18 protein-coding genes and 1 pseudogene are annotated in these 17,424 nt (G+C 72.5%); 8 read left to right on the top strand and 11 right to left on the bottom strand.

Annotation, left to right across the window (positions count from 1 at the left end; translation table 11 throughout):
• Nucleotides 1–393 precede the first annotated feature (393 nt).
• From Pdca_RS00780 to Pdca_RS00755, 6 genes are all read left to right on the top strand, one after another.
• Nucleotides 394–1,689 (top strand): class I adenylate-forming enzyme family protein, encoded by a 1,296-nt coding sequence (locus Pdca_RS00780; RefSeq protein WP_373865474.1) that lies wholly within the window; start codon nucleotides 394–396, stop codon nucleotides 1,687–1,689.
• Nucleotides 1,686–3,050, top strand: a complete 1,365-nt coding sequence (locus Pdca_RS00775) for a thiolase family protein (protein ID WP_085916322.1) — start codon at nucleotides 1,686–1,688, stop codon at nucleotides 3,048–3,050. The genes Pdca_RS00780 and Pdca_RS00775 overlap by 4 nt, the downstream gene beginning before the upstream one ends.
• Before the next feature lie 10 nt (nucleotides 3,051–3,060).
• On the top strand, nucleotides 3,061–3,738 hold the full coding sequence (locus tag Pdca_RS00770; protein WP_085916321.1) for an energy-coupling factor ABC transporter ATP-binding protein: 678 nt from the start codon (nucleotides 3,061–3,063) through the stop codon (nucleotides 3,736–3,738).
• Nucleotides 3,735–4,442, top strand: a complete 708-nt coding sequence (locus Pdca_RS00765; RefSeq protein WP_307724029.1) for an energy-coupling factor transporter transmembrane component T family protein — start codon at nucleotides 3,735–3,737, stop codon at nucleotides 4,440–4,442. The genes Pdca_RS00770 and Pdca_RS00765 overlap by 4 nt, the downstream gene beginning before the upstream one ends.
• A gap of 97 nt (nucleotides 4,443–4,539) precedes the next feature.
• The gene (locus tag Pdca_RS00760; RefSeq protein ID WP_085916320.1) at nucleotides 4,540–5,013 is read left to right on the top strand and encodes a GbsR/MarR family transcriptional regulator; all 474 of its coding nucleotides are present in this window, start codon (nucleotides 4,540–4,542) and stop codon (nucleotides 5,011–5,013) included.
• On the top strand, nucleotides 5,013–5,870 hold the full coding sequence (locus tag Pdca_RS00755) for an alpha/beta fold hydrolase (protein WP_085916319.1): 858 nt from the start codon (nucleotides 5,013–5,015) through the stop codon (nucleotides 5,868–5,870). Before Pdca_RS00760 ends, Pdca_RS00755 begins: the two co-directional genes overlap by 1 nt.
• On the opposite strand, the gene pseI is transcribed toward Pdca_RS00755, so the two are convergent.
• The 6 genes from pseI to Pdca_RS00725 all read right to left on the bottom strand — a co-directional run bounded on the left by pseI (nucleotide 5,871) and on the right by Pdca_RS00725 (nucleotide 10,106).
• Nucleotides 5,871–6,929 carry a pseudaminic acid synthase gene (gene pseI / locus Pdca_RS00750; protein ID WP_085916318.1) on the bottom strand — a complete coding sequence of 353 codons (1,059 nt, stop codon included), beginning with the start codon at nucleotides 6,927–6,929 and terminating at the stop codon, nucleotides 5,871–5,873.
• Nucleotides 6,930–7,006: 77 nt separating this feature from the next.
• Nucleotides 7,007–7,378, bottom strand: coding sequence for a hypothetical protein (locus Pdca_RS00745; RefSeq protein WP_232021351.1), 372 nt, complete (start codon nucleotides 7,376–7,378; stop codon nucleotides 7,007–7,009).
• 70 nt (nucleotides 7,379–7,448) lie between these two features.
• On the bottom strand, nucleotides 7,449–8,012 hold the full coding sequence (locus tag Pdca_RS00740) for a DUF3558 family protein (protein ID WP_085916317.1): 564 nt from the start codon (nucleotides 8,010–8,012) through the stop codon (nucleotides 7,449–7,451).
• Nucleotides 8,012–8,401, bottom strand: coding sequence for a PE domain-containing protein (locus tag Pdca_RS00735; protein WP_179956591.1), 390 nt, complete (start codon nucleotides 8,399–8,401; stop codon nucleotides 8,012–8,014). Before Pdca_RS00735 ends, Pdca_RS00740 begins: the two co-directional genes overlap by 1 nt.
• 71 nt (nucleotides 8,402–8,472) lie before the next feature.
• On the bottom strand, nucleotides 8,473–9,021 hold the full coding sequence (locus Pdca_RS00730; protein WP_158092341.1) for a DUF3558 family protein: 549 nt from the start codon (nucleotides 9,019–9,021) through the stop codon (nucleotides 8,473–8,475).
• A gap of 86 nt (nucleotides 9,022–9,107) precedes the next feature.
• The gene (locus Pdca_RS00725; RefSeq protein WP_158092340.1) at nucleotides 9,108–10,106 is read right to left on the bottom strand and encodes a putative sugar O-methyltransferase; all 999 of its coding nucleotides are present in this window, start codon (nucleotides 10,104–10,106) and stop codon (nucleotides 9,108–9,110) included.
• A 130-nt stretch (nucleotides 10,107–10,236) separates the two neighbouring features.
• Between Pdca_RS00725 and Pdca_RS00720 the strand changes: the two genes are divergently transcribed.
• Together Pdca_RS00720 and Pdca_RS00715 are read left to right on the top strand one after the other, a co-directional pair.
• Nucleotides 10,237–10,914, top strand: coding sequence for a glycosyltransferase family 2 protein (locus Pdca_RS00720; protein ID WP_232021350.1), 678 nt, complete (start codon nucleotides 10,237–10,239; stop codon nucleotides 10,912–10,914).
• 4 nt (nucleotides 10,915–10,918) lie between these two features.
• Nucleotides 10,919–11,365: a DUF2304 domain-containing protein gene (locus Pdca_RS00715; protein WP_085916314.1), complete on the top strand. Its 447-nt coding sequence runs from the start codon at nucleotides 10,919–10,921 to the stop codon at nucleotides 11,363–11,365.
• A gap of 48 nt (nucleotides 11,366–11,413) precedes the next feature.
• Here the strand turns inward: Pdca_RS00715 and Pdca_RS00710 are convergent, their stop codons facing one another.
• The 5 genes and pseudogenes from Pdca_RS00710 to Pdca_RS00690 form a co-directional block, all read right to left on the bottom strand.
• Nucleotides 11,414–12,598, bottom strand: coding sequence for a glycosyltransferase family 4 protein (locus tag Pdca_RS00710; protein ID WP_197719884.1), 1,185 nt, complete (start codon nucleotides 12,596–12,598; stop codon nucleotides 11,414–11,416).
• Nucleotides 12,595–13,590 (bottom strand): Gfo/Idh/MocA family protein, encoded by a 996-nt coding sequence (locus Pdca_RS00705; protein WP_085916312.1) that lies wholly within the window; start codon nucleotides 13,588–13,590, stop codon nucleotides 12,595–12,597. Before Pdca_RS00705 ends, Pdca_RS00710 begins: the two co-directional genes overlap by 4 nt.
• A pseudogene (locus tag Pdca_RS00700) lies at nucleotides 13,590–14,596 on the bottom strand (DegT/DnrJ/EryC1/StrS family aminotransferase). The gene Pdca_RS00705 and the pseudogene Pdca_RS00700 overlap by 1 nt, the downstream one beginning before the upstream one ends.
• Nucleotides 14,597–14,969: 373 nt before the next feature.
• Nucleotides 14,970–16,448 carry a lipopolysaccharide biosynthesis protein gene (locus Pdca_RS00695; protein WP_085916311.1) on the bottom strand — a complete coding sequence of 493 codons (1,479 nt, stop codon included), beginning with the start codon at nucleotides 16,446–16,448 and terminating at the stop codon, nucleotides 14,970–14,972.
• Nucleotides 16,445–17,422 carry a glycosyltransferase family protein gene (locus tag Pdca_RS00690; RefSeq protein ID WP_085916310.1) on the bottom strand — a complete coding sequence of 326 codons (978 nt, stop codon included), beginning with the start codon at nucleotides 17,420–17,422 and terminating at the stop codon, nucleotides 16,445–16,447. The genes Pdca_RS00695 and Pdca_RS00690 overlap by 4 nt, the downstream gene beginning before the upstream one ends.
• Between the last annotated feature and the right edge of the window lie 2 nt (nucleotides 17,423–17,424).

Below are 17,424 nucleotides of genomic sequence, written 5' to 3'. Positions count from 1 at the left end.
ACGGCAATCCCGGACGTACCGGCCTTCGCCGCGGCCCCGGAGACGGCGCAGGCTGGAACGACCAGGTCGCTCAGGGCGACGAGAACGCCCGGGACGGCAGGGACTCCCCCGCCGACCGAACCCACCGGAACCCCTCCGACAACAGGACCTACCGACACGACAGGGCACCCTCTGACAACTGGGCCCACCGACACGACAGGGCACCCTCTGACAACAGAATCCACCGGAACGACCGGCCCCCCCAGGACGACAGGACCAGCCGGAACGACGGGGATCCCTTCGGCAACAGGACCCGCTCGAACGGCCGGGCGCCCCAGGGCCGCAGGACAGGCCGGGCCCCCCGAATCGACGGAGCCGACCGGAGCGGTCCCGCTCGTCCGGCTCCCACCGGATCTGGCCGCCGCGACGGCCACCGCCGTCGAGCACCTCCGCACCCACGGGATCGGCCCCGGGGACCGGGTGGTGATCGACGCGCCGACGCGGGCACGGTGGAGCGTCCTGCCGCAGCTGCTCGCCGTCGACCGGACCGGCGCGGCGGCGCTGATCGCCGACCCGGGCTGGTCGGACCGGGAACGCGCGGCCGTTCTGGCCGATGCGGCTCCGAGCATGGTGCTCCGCACCGACGGCCCGGTGATGGGTAACAGCGAGTCCGGCAGCGGCAGCGGAGCCCCCGATCCCCACGAACACAGCACCCCCGCCCCGTTCCTGCTCCCCACCACCTCCGGCAGCACCGGACCACCCACCGTCCTCGCCCGCACCCGTGACTCCTGGCTGATCGGCTTCGACGTCCTCGGCGCGCTGCCGGGTCCCGTCCTGATCCCGGGCCCGCCGTCGTCGACGCTCTATCTGTTCGGCGCGCTGCACGCCCTGCACCACGGTCTCCGCCTCGTCACCACCGACCGGTTCGATCCCAGGGACCTCCCCGCCGGTGGCACCGTGCACCTCGTCCCGGCGCTGCTGTCCACGCTGCTCGACGACCGGGAGCGGCATCCCGGCCGTCCGGCCCCGGGCGTGATCGTCTGCGGTGGGGCGCACGTCGCCCCGGCGCTGCGTGAACGCTGTGCGCGACTGCTCCCCGGGACCGTCCTGATCGAGTACTACGGCTCGGCCGAGCACTCGCTGATCGCACTCCGTCGCGACGGTGGCCCGCTCCGCGCGGTCCCCGGCGTCCGGCTCGCGGTGCACGACGGCGTCCTCTGGGTGGACAGCCCGCAGACCGTCCTCGGCCGGCTGCGCGACGGCGTCCTCCAGCCGATCGGCCCCGGTCCCAGCACGGTCGGTGACCGTGCCGATCTCGGCGCCGACGGCACGCTCACCGTGCACGGCCGGGCCGCCACGACGATCTCCTCCGGCGGCGCCCTGGTCGCGGTCGAGGAGGTCGAGCAGGTGCTACGCGCCGTCCCGGGGATCACCGACGTGGTCGTCGCGGGCACCCCGCATCCTGCGCTGGGGATGCTGGTCACCGCGGTGGTCGAGACCCGGGACGGCGTCGGGCCCTCTCGCCGGGAGCTACGGTCGGTGGCCCGCGAAGCGCTCTCCCCGGCGAAACGCCCGCGCCGCTGGCTGCTCACCCCGGCGCTCCCGCGCCTCGGTTCCGGCAAGCCGGCCCGGTCCCTGATCGACGCCGGCTTGCGCGACGGCACCCTCGACGCGCTGCCCCTGCCCGGATCGCCCGGTGGTCGTCCATGATCGGCGATCTCACCCCGGTCGTGATCGACGCCCGCAGGACCCCGATCGGCACCGCCGGCGGTGCGCTGCGGGCGCTCACCGTCGATGCGCTGGCCGCCCCGGTGCTCGCCGCACTCGCGGCGGGTGTCGACGGCGCCAGCCAGATCGACGCCAGCCAGATCGACGGCGTCCCGATCGACGACGTCCTGCTCGGCAACGTCTTCGGCCCCGGCGGCAACCCCGCGCGGGTCGCGGCGCTGCGGGCCGGACTCGGCGACGGGGTCCCCGGGCTGACTCTCGACCGGCAGTGCGCGAGCGGGCTCGCCGCGATCATCACCGCGGCCACTGCGATCCGGGCCGGTGACGGCTCCGCGTACCTGGCGGGGGGCGTCGAATCGCCGTCGACGGCACCGGCGCGGCTCCGGCCGGACGGCACCGCCTACACCCGCGCGCCCTTCGCCCCGGCCGGGTGGCCGGACCCGGACATGGGCCCGGCCGCCGACACGGTCGCCGCCCTGGCCGGCGTCTCCAGGGAGCGGCAGGACGCCTTCGCCGCCCGCAGCCACGCCCGCGCAGTCGCCGCACAGCGGGCCGGACGGTTCGACGGCGAGATCGTGGAGGTCGGCCGGACAGGCGAGACCGGCAAGATCGGCAGGACCTGCGCGACAGGCCGGACAGGCGAGGTCGGCGGGGCCCGCGAGGCAGGCAAGATCGGCGAGATCGGCCGGACAGGCGAGGTGGGCGGGGCCCGCGAGGCAGGCGAGATCGGCGAGATCGGCCAGGCAGGCGAGGTGGGCGGGGCCCGCGAGGCAGGCAAGACCCGCGAGGCCGGCGAGACCCACGCGGTCGGCGGCGTCAGGACCGACGAACGCCCGCGCGACCGCTTCACCCCGGAGCGGCTCGCCCGGTTCCGGCCCGCTTTCACCCCGGACGGCACCGCCACCGCCGCCAACTCCTGCGGCGTCAACGACGGCGCGGCCGCCGTGCTCGTCGTCCCGGAGGCGCGGCGCCGGGAGCTCGGCGTCCCCGGGCTCGCGCTGGAGGCGGCCGCCACCCGGGGCTGCGATCCCGCGCTGCTGGGGCTCGGCGCGGTCCCGGCCATCCAGGCGCTGCCCGGCCCCGCCCCGGACGCGGTCGAGTTCACCGAGGCGTTCGCCGGGCAGGTGCTCGCCTGCCTCGACGCCACCGGCATCGACGAGCAGACCGTGAGCCCGGACGGCGGCGCCCTGGCGCTCGGCCACCCGTGGGGCGCGTCCGGCGCGGTGCTGGTGGTGCGGCTGTTCCACCGGCTCGTCGTGCAGGGTCACGGCGAGACCGGAGTGGCCGCGCTGTCGTCCGGCGGCGGGCTCGGCGTCGCGACCCGGTGGCGGGTCGTCCGGTGAGGGGTAGGCGATGATCGAGTTCAGCCGGGTCGGGCACCGCTACGGCGAGCGGACCGTCCTCGACGGCGTCGACCTCACGCTGCCCGAGCGCCGGGTCGCGCTGATCGGCGCGAACGGCTCCGGCAAGTCGACGCTGGCCCGCACGGTGAACGGGCTCGTCACCCCCACCGAGGGGTCCGTCCGGGTCGATGGCCGCGACCCGGCCCGGCAGGGCTCCGCCGTCCGTCGCCGGGTCGGCTTCGTCTTCAGCGATCCGGACTCGCAGATCGTCATGCCGACCGCGGGCGAGGACGTCGCCTTCTCGCTGCGCCGCACCGTCCGCAACCACGCCGAACGGGCACGGCAAGCCGCCGAGGTGCTCACCGAGTTCGGCCTCGGCGATCACGTCGAGCATCCGGCACACCAGCTCTCCGGGGGACAGAAGCAGCTGCTCGCGCTGTGCTCGGTGCTGGTGCTCGATCCGGACGTCCTGGTCTGCGACGAGCCGACCACCCTGCTCGACCTGCGCAACAAGCGGGCGTTCGCACGGCGCCTGGCAGGGCTGCGCCAGCAGGTCCTGCTCGCCACCCACGATCTCGATCTGCTCGACGGCTTCGATCGGGTGGTCGTCCTCGACGAGGGCCGGGTGGTCGCCGACGACGAGCCGGGCCCGGCCGTGGCGCACTACCGGAAGATCTGCGCGGCGTGACACCGCTCGGCCTCTACGAGCCCGGCAACAGCCCACTGCACCGGATGCCTGCCGGTGCGTCGCTGCTGGCGCTGCTGGTGTTCGCCGCGGGCACCGTCGCCGTCACCGATCCGCGATTGCTCGGCGCGGCGTGCGGGCTGGTGGCACTCGGATTCGTCGTCGCCCGGATCCCGTGGCGCCGGGTCCGGCCACTGCTGCGGACGCTGCTGATCGTCCTGGTGCTCGTGGGCGGCATCCAGTGGTGGCTGCTCGGCCCCGACCGGGCCGTGGCGCTCGCGCTCCGGCTGGTCGCGGCGATCGGCGCGGCCACCCTGTTCACCCTCACGACCCGGGTGGACGACCTGGTCAGCGCCGTGCAGCGGGCGCTGGGGCCGCTGCGGCGGTTCGGCGTCGATCCGGAGACGGTCGGACTTCTCGTCGGACTGACGATCCAATCGGTGGGGACGCTGTCGGCCATCGCCGGACAGGTCAGGGCTGCCGCGAAGGCACGTGGGGCCGGCGGGTCGGTGACGGCGTTCGCGGTGCCGTTCATGGTCCGCACACTGCGGCACGCGGACGCGCTCGGCGAGGCGCTCGCCGCCCGCGGCTGGGGCGACGGCAGCGACAGCGACTCCGGCACCGACTCCGGCACGGACTCCGGCACCGACTCCGGCACGGACAACAACCCCGGCACACCACCGCGCCGCCGCACCGACTCCCCCTGACCCCTCCGACCGACCACTCCCCAACCAGCCGTCCGCCCTGCACATCTCTCTTTGCAGTTCTTGCAGTATTTACTGCAAAGACTGTACGGTCTGATTCATGGCACCCACGGAGAGCGAGCTCGACTTCGTCGACGAGGTGGCCGCGTCGTTCGAACGCGAGGGCATGCCGCTGATCACCGGCCGGGTGATCGGCTGGCTGCTGATCAGCGACCCGCCCGAGCAGTCCGCCGCGGATCTCGCCGGCGTGCTGGGCGTGAGCCGCAGCTCGATCAGCACAGCGACCCGGATGCTGATCCCCGGCGGGCTGGTCGAGCGGGTGCGGCGCCGGGGCGAGCGGGTCGAGCTGTTCCGGATCGCGCCGGACGGCTGGAGCCGGATGCTCGCCGCCCGGTACGCACGCGCGACCGAGTTCCGTGCGGTGCTCGAACACGGCCTGGCGGCGCTGACCGGCGCCCCGGCAGCCCGGCGCGAACGGCTCGCCAACGTGCACGAGCTCTACCTGTTCCTGGAGTCCGAACTGCCCGCGCTCTGGGAGCGCTGGGAAGCGCGCAACAACACCGGAGGAACCTGATGACCACGCTTCGCGAGCACGTGATCGACCGGCCGGAGGGACGCCTGCACGTCCGGCTCGCCGGCGACACCGGCCCCCCCGTGCTGTTGCTGTCCGGCGCCGGGATGGACAACGCGAGCCTCAGCTGGGCCAGGCTGATCCCGGACCTGGCCCGCGACCACCGGGTGATCGCACCGGACTGGCCGAAGCAGGGTGGCAGCCGTCCGTGGCAGGGCCGAGCGACGCACGACGTCCTGCTACGCACCATCACCGACGTGCTCGACGACCTGGGGATCGAGCGGGCCACCCTGGTCGGGCTGTCGCAGGGCGGCGCGATGACGCTGGCCTACGCGATCGAGCATCCCGAGCGGGTGGAACGCCTGGTCGCGCTGGCCCCGGGCGGGACGCTGTCGTTCCCGCCGGTCGTCCACCAGCTGCTCTGGCTGATGGCGAAGCTGCCGCTGCTGAACCGCACGCTGCCGAACCTGGCCTTCCAGTTCCGTCCGTCCGTCGCGTGGTTCGTCCGGACCGCACTGTTCGGCACCGGGCGGCCGGACGACTTCGACGCGATCGTCGACGAGTGCCTGGTCGAGGCCCGCCGCGGCGGCGCCGGCAGCTCGGACTGGCAGAACGGCTCGATCGGGTTCCGGCGGATGCGGGTCGACCTGCGGCCACGGCTGTCGGAGATCCGGTGCCCGGCGCTGTTCATCCAGGGCGACCGGGACACCGGGATCCCGGTCGCGCGGACCCGGCAGACCGCGGCCGCCGTGCCGGGGGCCCGGCTGGAGGTGCTGCCCGGGCGCGGGCACTGGTCGAACCGGGAGTCACCGGACGAGGTGAACGCGCTGATCAGAGCCTTCCTCGCGGAAGGCCGCTGATCAGATCAGGTCCCAGGTGAGCGGGGTCCCGCGGGCGACGTCGCGGGTGAACGTCCGCCCCAGCACCGTCCCGATGGTGTCGGTCGGCAGACCGCCGGCGGGCCGGATCGAGCGCACGTTCTCCTCGGTGACCTTGTCACCGGCGGCGGCGTCGGCGACGACGTAGAGCGACCGGCGCAGCGCCAGGGTGTCCCGCTCGGACTCCCGCGGACCGAACCGGGCGGGCCCCATCGCGCGCCGGGCGACGTCGGTCTCGGTGACCAGGGCGGCCAGCTCGGCGGGCTCCAGGGAGAAGTCGGAGTCGACGCCACCGTCGGCCCGCTGCAGCGTCACGTGCTTCTCGATCGCCACCGCACCGAGCGCGACGGCGGCGACCGGGACACCGATCCCCGGGGTGTGGTCGGACAGCCCGATCGGCACCCCGAACGCCTCGCGCAGCGCCGGGATGGTCTGCAGGTTCGCGTCCACCGGGTCGGCCGGGTACGACGCGGTGCAGGCGAGCAGCACGATCTCGGTCGCGCCGCCGTCGCGGGCGGCGGTGAGCGCGGCGTCGATCTCGGCCAGCGTCGCCATCCCGGTCGAGACGACCAGCGGCTTGCCGGTCGCGGCCATCGCCCGGATCAGCGGGAGGTCGACGAGCTCGGCCGAGGCGACCTTGTAGGCCGGCGCGTCGAGCGACTCGAGCAGCTCGATCGCCGTCGGGTCGAACGGCGAGGAGAACGGCACCAGGCCCAGCTCGCGGGCCCTGGTAAACAGCGGCTCGTGCCACTCCCACGGCGTGTGCGCCTGCTCGTAGAGCTGGTAGAGGTTCCGCCCGCCCCACAGGCCGTGGTCGTCGCGGATCCGGAAGGCGGGGCCGTCGGCGTCGATGGTGATCGTGTCGGCCCGGTAGGTCTGGAACTTCACCGCCTGCGCGCCGGAGCCCGCGATGGCCTCGACGATCTCCAGGGCGCGGTCCAGTGACCCGTTGTGGTTGCCGGAGACCTCGGCGATGACGAAGGGCTTCTCGCCGGGGCCCACGCGGTGGCCGCCGAGCTCGATCGGGTCCGGGGTGCGCATGGCCCCGAGGGTAGCCAGCACCCCCGACGGCGTTCCGGCCGACGGACGTGAACCGTTCGGCCCGGACCCGCCGGGCGCTACCGGAAGGGGACGCTCTGCGGTACCTCGGTCGAACGGAACGACTCGGCGGTGTCGTCGTCGGTCAGCCCGTACTGCCGGGCCGCCTCGCCCAGCCGGTCGCAGGCCTCATCGAGCTCGACGACGTACGCCCGATGCGCCGCGACTATCGTGTCGATCTTCGCCTGGAACATCCGCTGCGCATCCCGCGAGATCGGATCATCACCGCAGCGACCGATGTGGTTCAGGTCGTCGGCCTCACGGAGCGCCTGCTGGATGGAGTGGGCCTGGTCGGCCAGGGCGGCCCGGACCTGCCGGACGTTGCCGATGTGGATCTGCGTCATCAGATCGTCCGAAGCGGTCCCACGGGGCAGGCGCGCGTCGATGTCCATTCCGGCGACGGTAGGGAGCCCGACGACCGACCGGCCCGCCTCGGCGGAACTCGTTCGCATCCGGGAACGCTCAGGATCCCGCGCCGCCGAGGTTGCGCAGCGCGCTCGACACGACGGACTCGGCCCGCCCACACACTGTCTCGATCGACGGGATCCGGCCGGCGTCGTCGTTCTTGATCGCACGCACCTGCACCCGGAGCGCCTGGGTCTCCGCCACGTCCACGTACAGCGCACACCGTGGCGCCACGGTCTCCTGGGTCGTCTCCACGACCACCCCGTAGCCGTCGACGACCTGCACCGTCGACCCCGGGATCCCCACCGCGACCATCGCCCCGTCCGCGATCGTCTGAACCCCGTAGTTGTAGCCGTCGTCGAAGTTGCTCCAGCCGCAGATCCGAGTCGGGCCGTTGTTCAGCTCCGCCGTTTTCGCCTCCCCCGCCTCGACCCCCAGCTCCGCCCGCTCCTCCGCCGTCAGCGCCGTGCACAGATCCACCGTCGAGACGTCGATATCAGCCGGCCGGTCCGGAAACGGACCTTGTGGACCCCCCGAACATCCCGCGAGCACGACCCCCACCACGAACACCGCGCACACCCACGGAACAGATCGAGCCACCCCGGCCCTCCCGAAGATCATCAAGAACGTTCCAGGCCGACCCCGGTGTGCTCGCCCTGCGGGGCTCCGGTGGAACGGAACGAGTCGGCGGCCTCATCCTCGACCAAACCGTACTGCCGGGCCGCCTCACCCAGCCGGTCACACGCCTCGTCGAGCTCGGCGATGTGTGCCCTCTGGGCTGCGAAGATCTCCTCGATCTCGCGTTGGAACATCTTCTGCGCGTCCCTCGACACCGGGTCGTCGCCGCAGCGACCGATGTTCGACAGCCCGTACGCGGCCCTCAACGCCTGCTGGATGGAGCGAGACTGTTCGGCGAGGGCGTCTCGGACCTGCAGCACGTTGCCGATGTCGATCTGCGTCATCAGGCTGTCCGAGGCGGTCCCACGGGGCAGTCGTGCGTCGATGTCCATACCGGCGACCGTAGGAAGTTCGACCGCCCGCGGGGCCCGCTCCGGGGAAACCGGTTCACTCCCGCGAACGGTCATGGCGCTGCCGCGCCGAGGTTCCGGATCGCCTTCGACGCGAGGGACCTCGCCCGGCCACACACCGTCTCGAACGACGGGATGCCGGTCGCGTCGTCCTTGGTCGCCTGCGCCTGGACCCGGATCGCCTGAGCGTCGGAGACGTCGACGTAGATACTGCAACCCGGTACCGACTCGCCGTGCGCCGTCGAGACCACCACCCCGTACCCGTCGAGTACGTCAACGGTCGAGTCGACACTCCCCACCGCGACCACCGCACCGTCGGCGATCGTCTGGACGCCGTAGTTGTAGCCGTCGTCGTAGTTGCTCCACCCACAGCCGCGGGTCGGCCCGTTCGACAGCTCCCCGGTAAGCACCTCCCCCGGCTCGACCCCCAGCTCGGCCTGCTCCCCCGCGGTGAGCGCCCGGCACATGTCGACGGTGGACACGTCGATGTCGGCCGGTCGCTCCGGGAAGGGACTCGCCGGATCCGCGGCGCCGCTCCCGCATCCGGCGAGTAGAGCACCCACGGTGACCAGGGCGAACAAGAGCGGGGCTGGACGGGACACCTGGTCCTCCGGGGATCTCGGGAGATCCACAGGCTAGTGCCGCCCGCACCCCAGCGGACGCGTTCGGCGGAACCGGCGTCCACCCCTCACTTACGCGCGAGCACCATCACCTCGGACACCGTGCCCTCGGAGTCCTGGCCGTAGAGGCCCGCGTCGGAGTCGACGAGCTCGTACTGGTCGAAGAACTCCAGGTAGCGGTGGCGCAGCATCGGCTCCCGGACGTTCGGCTTACCGATCGGCGAGTTGCGCAGCAGCAGCCAGCGCGCCCCGAGATCGGTGACGAGGTTCGCGTAGTTCGCCACGACCTCGGGCTCCATCTCCTGGAACGAGATGAAGTTGGCGAACAGGTCGACGCTCCCGGTGAGCCGCGGGAGCTGCCACGGGCAGAGCACCGTCGCGGGCTCGGCGATCTCGTCGATCACGATCTTCTCGTGCTCGCGGGTCGCCGCGTAGTCGAGCACCCGGGAACCACCGAGCACCTCGCGCAGGTAGTGCGTGGCGACCGCGGCGACCGGCGGGATGTCGACGTCGATGTAGCGGATGCCGTCGTTGCGCGGAACGAGGATCTCGCCGAGCGTGCCGAACCCGCCCCCGATCTCCAGCACCGTCGAGACGTCCAGGTCGGGCACTGCGCGCTTGAGCATCACCAGGCCGCGCAGGTAGTTCAGCGACGAACGGCTGAACCGGCGGCCGTCGAACACCAGCTGCTCGGTCGGTGCGCCGGCCGTCGACTCGGAGAACCCGCCCAGGTTCGGGGCCCGGTCGGCCGGGTCGAGCGCGCGCACGGTGGCGTGGTGGGCCCGCGCCACCGGGACCTGGTCGATCCGTTCGGAGATCAGTTTCCCGGGAGTGCCCGCCACGCCGAACACCCGCGACAGTGCCGCCGCCGGACGGGAGACTGGCGCGTACCGCGGCGCGTAGAAGAAGGTCGCGCTCGGGTGCCTGCGGAACTCGGCGAAACCGCGCTCACGCAGGTCGGCAACCACCTTCTCCAGCCCCGTCTGCCAGAAGTTCGTCGGCCGGTAGAGTTCCGGCGCGCCTTCCAGATCAGACAGCATCAGCTCGAGCAGCGTCCTGGGGTCCACCGGCCCACCGTACGAAATATCACGAGAGTCCGGTTCGGTACCCCACCGTCCCCGGACGCCCCGGGCGAGGGCGATAGCCTTCCCGGGCGGCAGCGTCAGCTCGCCGTCCGGCCGTGACGAAGGAGTGGACGTGGTCGCCGACACCGGCACCTGGGTGGTGGTCCCCGTGTACAACGAGGAGACCGTCATCGCCGACGTCGTGACCGAGATCCGCACCCGGTTCCCGAACGTCGTGTGTGTGGACGACGGCAGCCGCGACGCCTCCGCCGAGCGCATCGCGAGCACCAGGGCGCATCTCGTCCGGCACCCGATCAACCTCGGCCAGGGCGCGTCCCTGCAGACCGGGATCGACTACGCGCTGCGGCAGGGCGCGAAGCGGATCGTCACGTTCGACGCCGACGGCCAGCACGACATCGACGACGCCGAGCGGATGGCCGCGATCGTCCGCGACGGCCAGGCCGACGTCGTGCTCGGATCCCGGTTCCTCGCCTCCACCGAGCCCATCCCGCTGCTCAAGCGGATCGTGCTGCGCACCGTCGCCACCCTGTCGCCCGCCAGCCGTAAGCTGAAGCTGACCGACGCGCACAACGGCCTGCGGGTGCTGTCCCGGCCGGTCGTGGAGGAGCTGCGGATCTCGATGAACGGGATGGCGCACGCGTCCGAGATCGTGGCAGCGCTGGCGGCCTCCTCGTGGCGGATCCGTGAGGAACCGGTCACGATTCGCTACACCGAGTACTCCCGGTCCAAGGGCCAGTCGTTGTTCAACGGGGTGAACATCCTGTTCGACCTCTCCGTCCGACAGAGGTGACGCCGTGATCGTGCAGATCGTCCTCGTGGCCGCGGCGCTGGCGGCGCTCGTCTACTTCGTCCGCAGCGGGCAGAACGTCGGGATCCGGGCCAGCAAGCGGCTCGCGTTCGGCCTGTTCGTGCTGCTCAACATCTACGCGGTGCTCCGCCCGCAGGACGTCACCGCGTTCGCCCAGATGGTCGGCGTCGGCCGCGGAACCGACCTGATCGTGTACCTGCTGGTCGTCGCGTTCGTGTTCGGAATGCTGAACACCTACCTGCGGGACCGGGAGATCAGCCAGCACCTGACCAACCTGGCCCGGCAGATCGCGATCCGGGACGCCGAGCTGGCCCGGCGCGAGGAGGAGCTCACCGAGCTGCTGCGCCGGCACGAGGCTGCGGACGTCGACGGGCCCGCCGACGCCGGGACCAACGGGACCCAGCCGGCCCGGGAGCACGAGCGGTCGTCCTGATCCCGGGCGCGGCCGGTCAGCAGTCGTCCTGATCCCGGGCGCGGCCGGTCAACGGTCCAGCTGGGCCGGAGGGCTCGACCGGTCGTCGCGTGCAGCCGGACCCACCACGACATTCGCGGCCGCAGCAGCGACCGATCGCAGGCTGTGGTGCTCGCGCACCCAGCGCGACAGCGCCGTCCGGCGTCCACCGTCGGGCGGCGACGACAACGCCTCGTTCATCGCCTTCGCGACCGCCGCCGGATCCCAGTCGACGGCCCAGCCGAGCTCGTGCTCCCGGATCACCGGGCCCAGCGGCCCGACGCCCGAGTAGATGACCGGCGCGCCCGCGGACAAACCGGACAGCGCCTTGGTGGCGAATGCGAAGTCGTAGCCGACCCCCGGCTTCACCGATGCCAGCGCCGCGTGGGCGACCGAGAACTCGTCGCTGAGCACGGCGGGCGATGCCGGTGACCGGATCTCGATGCGCCCGGGCACCAGCTCGTCGGCGAGCCGCTGCAGCGCGGGGACCTCGACGCCGCGGCCGAACATGACGAGTCGCGCGTCGGGATGCGTATCGGCGATCTCGGCGAAGGCCCGGACGAACACGTCGGCGCCGTGGATCTCGGACATGGTCCCGGCGTACACCAGCGTCTTGCCGTCCGGAGCAGGCAGACCGGGCCGATGGGTGAAGCGGACGGTGTCGATCCCCATCCCGACGACGTCGATCAGGTCGTCCCGCACACCGATCTCGATCAGACTCTGCCGGACACCCTCCGACACCGCGATCACGCCGCGGGAACCGTTGAGGGCCCACCGTTCGAGCGCGGCGAGCAACCGGACCACCGAGCCGTTGACACCGACCCCGGCGGCCGCGGCCGAGACCACGTCGGCGGCGAAGTAGTGGTAGGGCGTGCGGGTGAGCGCGCACATCAGCCGGGTGACCGCACCGGACGTCGGCGGGGGTTCGACCACCACCACGTCGCTGCGGGTACGGAGCAGCCGGACGAGCAACGGGATGTCGAAGGACAGGTACTGCAGGTACCCCCGCACGCTGCCGCTCCGGTCACGAAGAACCGGCCAGCGACGGACCGTGATCGCGCCGTCGTCGGTGCCCCCACCGGGCGGCACGGTCGTCAGGACGGTGACCTCGTGCCCGCGCTCGGCAAGTTCGTCCGCGAGCGCACCGAGACGGTAGGCGGCCGCCCCCGCCTCGGGCCGGAAGATCCGCGAGGCGATCGTGACCCGCATGCTCATCGGGTGACCAACGACTGCCGGCCGGACTCCTGCGCGGCCGCCAGAGCCCATTCGGCGGTCCGGAGGGTCTCCAGCCCCTGCGCCAGGTCCACGGTCCGGTCGGCGACTCCCAGCACGGCGTCGCGGAAACACTCGTGCTCGGTCCGCAACGGCTCGGGCTTGGGGATGGCGAACCGGATGACATCGCCCTCGCTGACACCGCGGAAGTTGGCGACCGACGCCCACTCGGTGTCGATCACGCCGTTGCCGTGGAAGGTGAGATCCGCGGTCAGCGTGTCGGCGACGAACGCACCCTTCTCGCCCGTCACGACGGTGACCCGCTCCTTCATCGGGGACAGCCAGTTGACCAGGTGGTTCGTGATCGTGCCGTCGGCCAGCCGGCCGGTGACGGCGATCATGTCCTCGTGCTCGCGCCCGGACCGGGTGGTGGTCTGCGCGCTGATCCCGACATAGTGCGACTGGGCCAGCCACGCCGTGAGATCGATGTCGTGGGTGGCGAGGTCCTTGACGACACCGACGTCGGCGATCCGGGCCGGGAAGGGCCCCTGCCGTCGGGTGGCGATCTGGTAGATCTCCCCGAGGTCGCCGTTCGCCATCCGGGCGCGCAGCGACTGCAGCGCCGGGTTGTACCGCTCCACGTGCCCGACGGCCCCGATCAGGCCACGCGAGGTGAACGCCTCGACGAGTCGCTCTCCCGCCTCGACGCTGTGCGCGATCGGCTTCTCGATGAGTGTGTGCACCCCGGCCTCGGCGAGCGCCAGGCCGACGTCCTCGTGCTGCGCGGTCGGCACCGCACAGACCGCCATGTCGATACCGGTAGCGATGAGCTGGTCGACGCTCTCCAGCGCGGTCAGCGATCCCGCGACACCGTGCACGTCGCCGAAGGGATCGGCGACGGCCACGAGCTCGACCCCGCTGATCTCGCGGACGACCCGGGCGTGGTGCCTGCCCATCATCCCGAGTCCGATGATGCCCACACGCAGATCGCTCATCAGGCTCCTGCCCCGGCCAGCGCGTTGACTGCGGTGACGATCCGTTCCCGGTCCTCGTCGTCGAGCGACGGATGCACCGGGAGCGACAGCACCCGGTCCTTCGCCCATTCGGTGTTCGGAAGCTCCTCGTCCCTGGCGAACGCGGGCAGCCGGTGCACCGGAATGGGGTAGTAGACGCCGGCACCGATCGCGTACTCCTCGCGGAGCGCGGCTGCGAAGCCGTCGCGGTCCTCGGGCACCGTGATCGTGTACTGGTGGTAGACGTGCACGACGCCGTCGCCGACGGTGGGGAGCCCGACTCCCCGCAGGTTCGCGTCGAAGAACTGGGCCGTCGCCCGGCGGGCCTTGGTCCGCTCCGGCAGCGCCGCGAGCTGGACCCGTCCGATCGCCGCGTGGACGTCGGTCATCCGCGCGTTGAAGCCGCGATCTCGTTCGCGTACTGCTTGGCCATGCCCTGGTTGCGCAGCAGCTGCACGGTCCGGGCCAGCTCGGCATCGCCGGTGGTGACCATGCCTCCCTCACCGGAGGTCATGTTCTTGGTCGGGTAGAGGCTGAATGCGCCGAACCGGCCGAAGGTCCCGGCGAGCCGGCCGTGCAGGCTCGCCCCGTGGGCCTGGGCCGCGTCCTCGTAGATGTCCAGCCCGTGCTCGGTCGCGATCCGCTCGAGCCCGTTCATGTCTGCCGGGTGCCCGTAGAGGTGGACCGGCATGATCCCGCGGGTCCGCTCGCCGACCAGCGATTCCACGTGCCCGGGATCGATGGTGTAGTCCGCGCGCCGGATGTCGGCGAAGACCGGGGTGGCGCCGGTGAGTGCCACCGCGTTCGCCGTCGCGGCGAACGTGAAGGACGGGACGATGACCTCGTCACCCGGTCCCACTCCCGCGGCCAGCAGACCCAGGTGCAGGGCCGAGGTGCCCGAGTTGACCGCGACCGCGGTACGACCGTCCAGCAGGTCGCGACCGAACTCCTGCTCGAACGCGGCGACCTCTGTCCCCTGGGCCAGCATGCCCGAGCGGAGCACGGCATCGACCGCGTCGCGTTCGGCGCTACCGACCACCGGCCTCGCTGCCGGGATGAACTCACTGCTCACGCGGAATCCTTGCTGCGAACGATATGGCCAAGCGACCCTAGCTCGCCGACCCCACAGTGCTTCGCAGGGTCCGGCCGACACACGCCCCTTCCTCCGTTCGGTGTCTGTCACTACAACGTGCGGATCATCGTCAGCGATACGAGCCCCGCGCGATGTCTCCGGATTAAGGTCCGGGATCCGGCGCGGCCGGTCTCGTTGACGGTGCAGCCTCCGCTCCGAAGCCTCGTGGGGACGACGCGAGCCGGACCCCTCGGCAGCTTCCGCGACGTCGGACGACCCGGTGAGCTGCTCAGGAACGTCCCGGCAGCCGGGGCCGGGGAAGCCGGGCGGCGTCGGCCCGGTTGAGGACGAGCCAGACGGCCACGAAGCCGACCGCGGCGACCGGATCCAGCCACAGCGTCAGGTCGAACCGCTCCTGCATCTCGTGCAGCAGCACCAGCAGGCCGAGTGCGAGCGCCACCCTGGCGTAGAGCCCTCCCCAGCGCTGCCGGCAGGTCCGCCACACCACCGCGACCGGGACCCCCGCGATGACGAGCGTCCCGGCCAGGTAGCCGGCCGCCACCCCGATCCCGCCGAGCGACGGCGCCACGACGAACCACACCCCCGCCCCGACCGCCATTCCGGTCAGGCTCGCCGCGACGTTGATCGCCATCCCCCGCTGCGACCGGGCCGTCATCGCGTTCACCGCGACGACGCCGAGGGTCGTGAAGAGCACCGCGACCGCGAGGACGGCGAGGATCGGCGCGGCTCCCGCGTAGGCGTCGCCCCAGACGACCCGGATCAGCAGCCGGCTGCAGAGCGCGATCGTCCCGAAGATCGCGACGACGACGACGGCCAGCGATCGGTTGGCCTGGTCGGTGCGGGACCGGAACGCCTCCTCGTCGGCCCGGCCCAGGGTCTCGGACAGCGCCGGGAGCAGCACCAGCGACAGCGACACCGCGAGCATCGACGCGGGGGTGGCGAGCGCGACCGCCGCGGCGTATACGCCGGCGCCTTCGTCGCCCGAGACCAGGCGGGTCACGATCTGAGAGAGCTGGAGGAACCCGGCGCTCGCCAGTGAACCCACCGCGCCCAGCGCGACGAACCCGTCCATCTCCCGGCGCCGGGCGGGCTCCGGCTTCCCGCCACCGCCGAACGGCCAGCCGGCGAGTGCGTAGACGCCGTAGGCCACGGCGAGCGGGAGTACCAGCGCGACGCCACGGACGCCGCTCAGCAGCATGAGCGTCAGCGTGACCAGGCCCAGGGCGACACAGAGGACGTCCCAACCGGTGGCCCGCAGGGTCTGACCGGTGCCGAACTGGACGCCCCGGGTGAAGCTGTAGCCGGAGTAGCCGATCGTGAGCAGCGCGACCGCGAGCGCTCCGGTCAAGCTCCCGCCGTCCAGGTAGACCCACACCGGGATCGCCGCGGCCGCGAGCACCAGCACCGCCAGCAACATCCGGCGTCGCAGATGGGCCGCGACCGAACGCGTCTGGTCGATCGAGCCGGCCCCGCGGGCCCGGGCGAGGAACTTCGACGCCGCGCTCCCGGTCGAGGTGGGCCACAGCAGGGCGAGGATCGTCGCAGCCGCGATCGCCGACGCCACCACCCCCAGCTCGGCCTCTCCGGCCAGGCGGCCGACCAGCCAGGACGTCGCGAACCGGAGAACCCCCTGGGCGACCAGCCCGGTCACCGCCAGCGCGCCGCCACGGGTCAGTGAGGTCGGAGTCGGATCGTCCAGCCGGACCGGGGTGAACATCCGGCCGAGCACCGGACGGATCCCGGTCATCCGCGGCTCGCCAGGACTGTCCGGTGCAGACCCGTCACCATGTCCACCGCGCTCACCACGCCGTGCACCGACCGGGTCCAGCCACGGACCGCCGCCGGATCGTGCGGGTGGTCGCCGTCGAGCACCGACGCCACCGCGTCGGCGGCCTCGCCGGCCTGCACCGCGAGCACCGGCGGGCGGTCGTAGAGCGGCAGCGGGACCGGCACGACGACCGGCGCCCCCGCGGCCAGCGCTTCCAGCTCGCTCGCAGCGAGGATTCCCGCCGACTGACCGACCACGACCGACGCCCCGGCCAGCAGGGCAAGGTAGTCCGCGTGCCCGGACCTCGGCACCAGCCGGACCCCCGCCTCGGCCGCCTCGGCCGCGCACGGACCCCAGTCGAGCCCGACGAGATCCACCCGGTCGCCGAACCGGGCGACCAGGTCACGCACGACGACGAGCTGGGTGGCGACCCCCTTATCGGGGCTCCAGCGCGACGCGAACACCACCTGCGGCCGGGCGCCGGGTGCCCACTCCGGCACCGCGTCCACGTCGATCGGCACCGGGAGATACACGGCGTCCGGCCGGTGCACCAGCACGTGCTCGGCCAGATCCGGGGTCGAGTAGAGCACCGCCTCCGCGCGGAGCAGACCGTCCACGACGGACGCCCGGCGGGCCGGGTCGTACTGGGTCGTGCGGACGTCGGTGCCGTGACAGTGCACGACGTAGCGGGGCGCACCCAGCCGCGAGTGCGCCAGGGTCGACGCCGAGTGGACGTGCACGATGTCGTGCTGGCGCGCGGCGACCGCGAGCCGCGCGACCCACGCCCCACCGATCACCGCCCGGCGCACCCGCCCGGTGATCCCGCGCCATTCCCGGGCCGGCGCCGCCTTCGGCATCAGGGACCAGTCGAGCCCGCGCCGGACCGCCTCGGTGATCATCCGCTCGGCCGTGAACGCGGCGTCGTTCACGTGCAGCACCGACGGCGACGACATGC

It is taken from the genome of Pseudonocardia autotrophica (assembly GCF_003945385.1).
Taxonomy (GTDB): domain Bacteria; phylum Actinomycetota; class Actinomycetes; order Mycobacteriales; family Pseudonocardiaceae; genus Pseudonocardia; species Pseudonocardia autotrophica.
The sequence above is the reverse complement of the archived record's forward strand: the minus strand, read 5'-3'. Positions and strand labels throughout refer to the sequence as shown.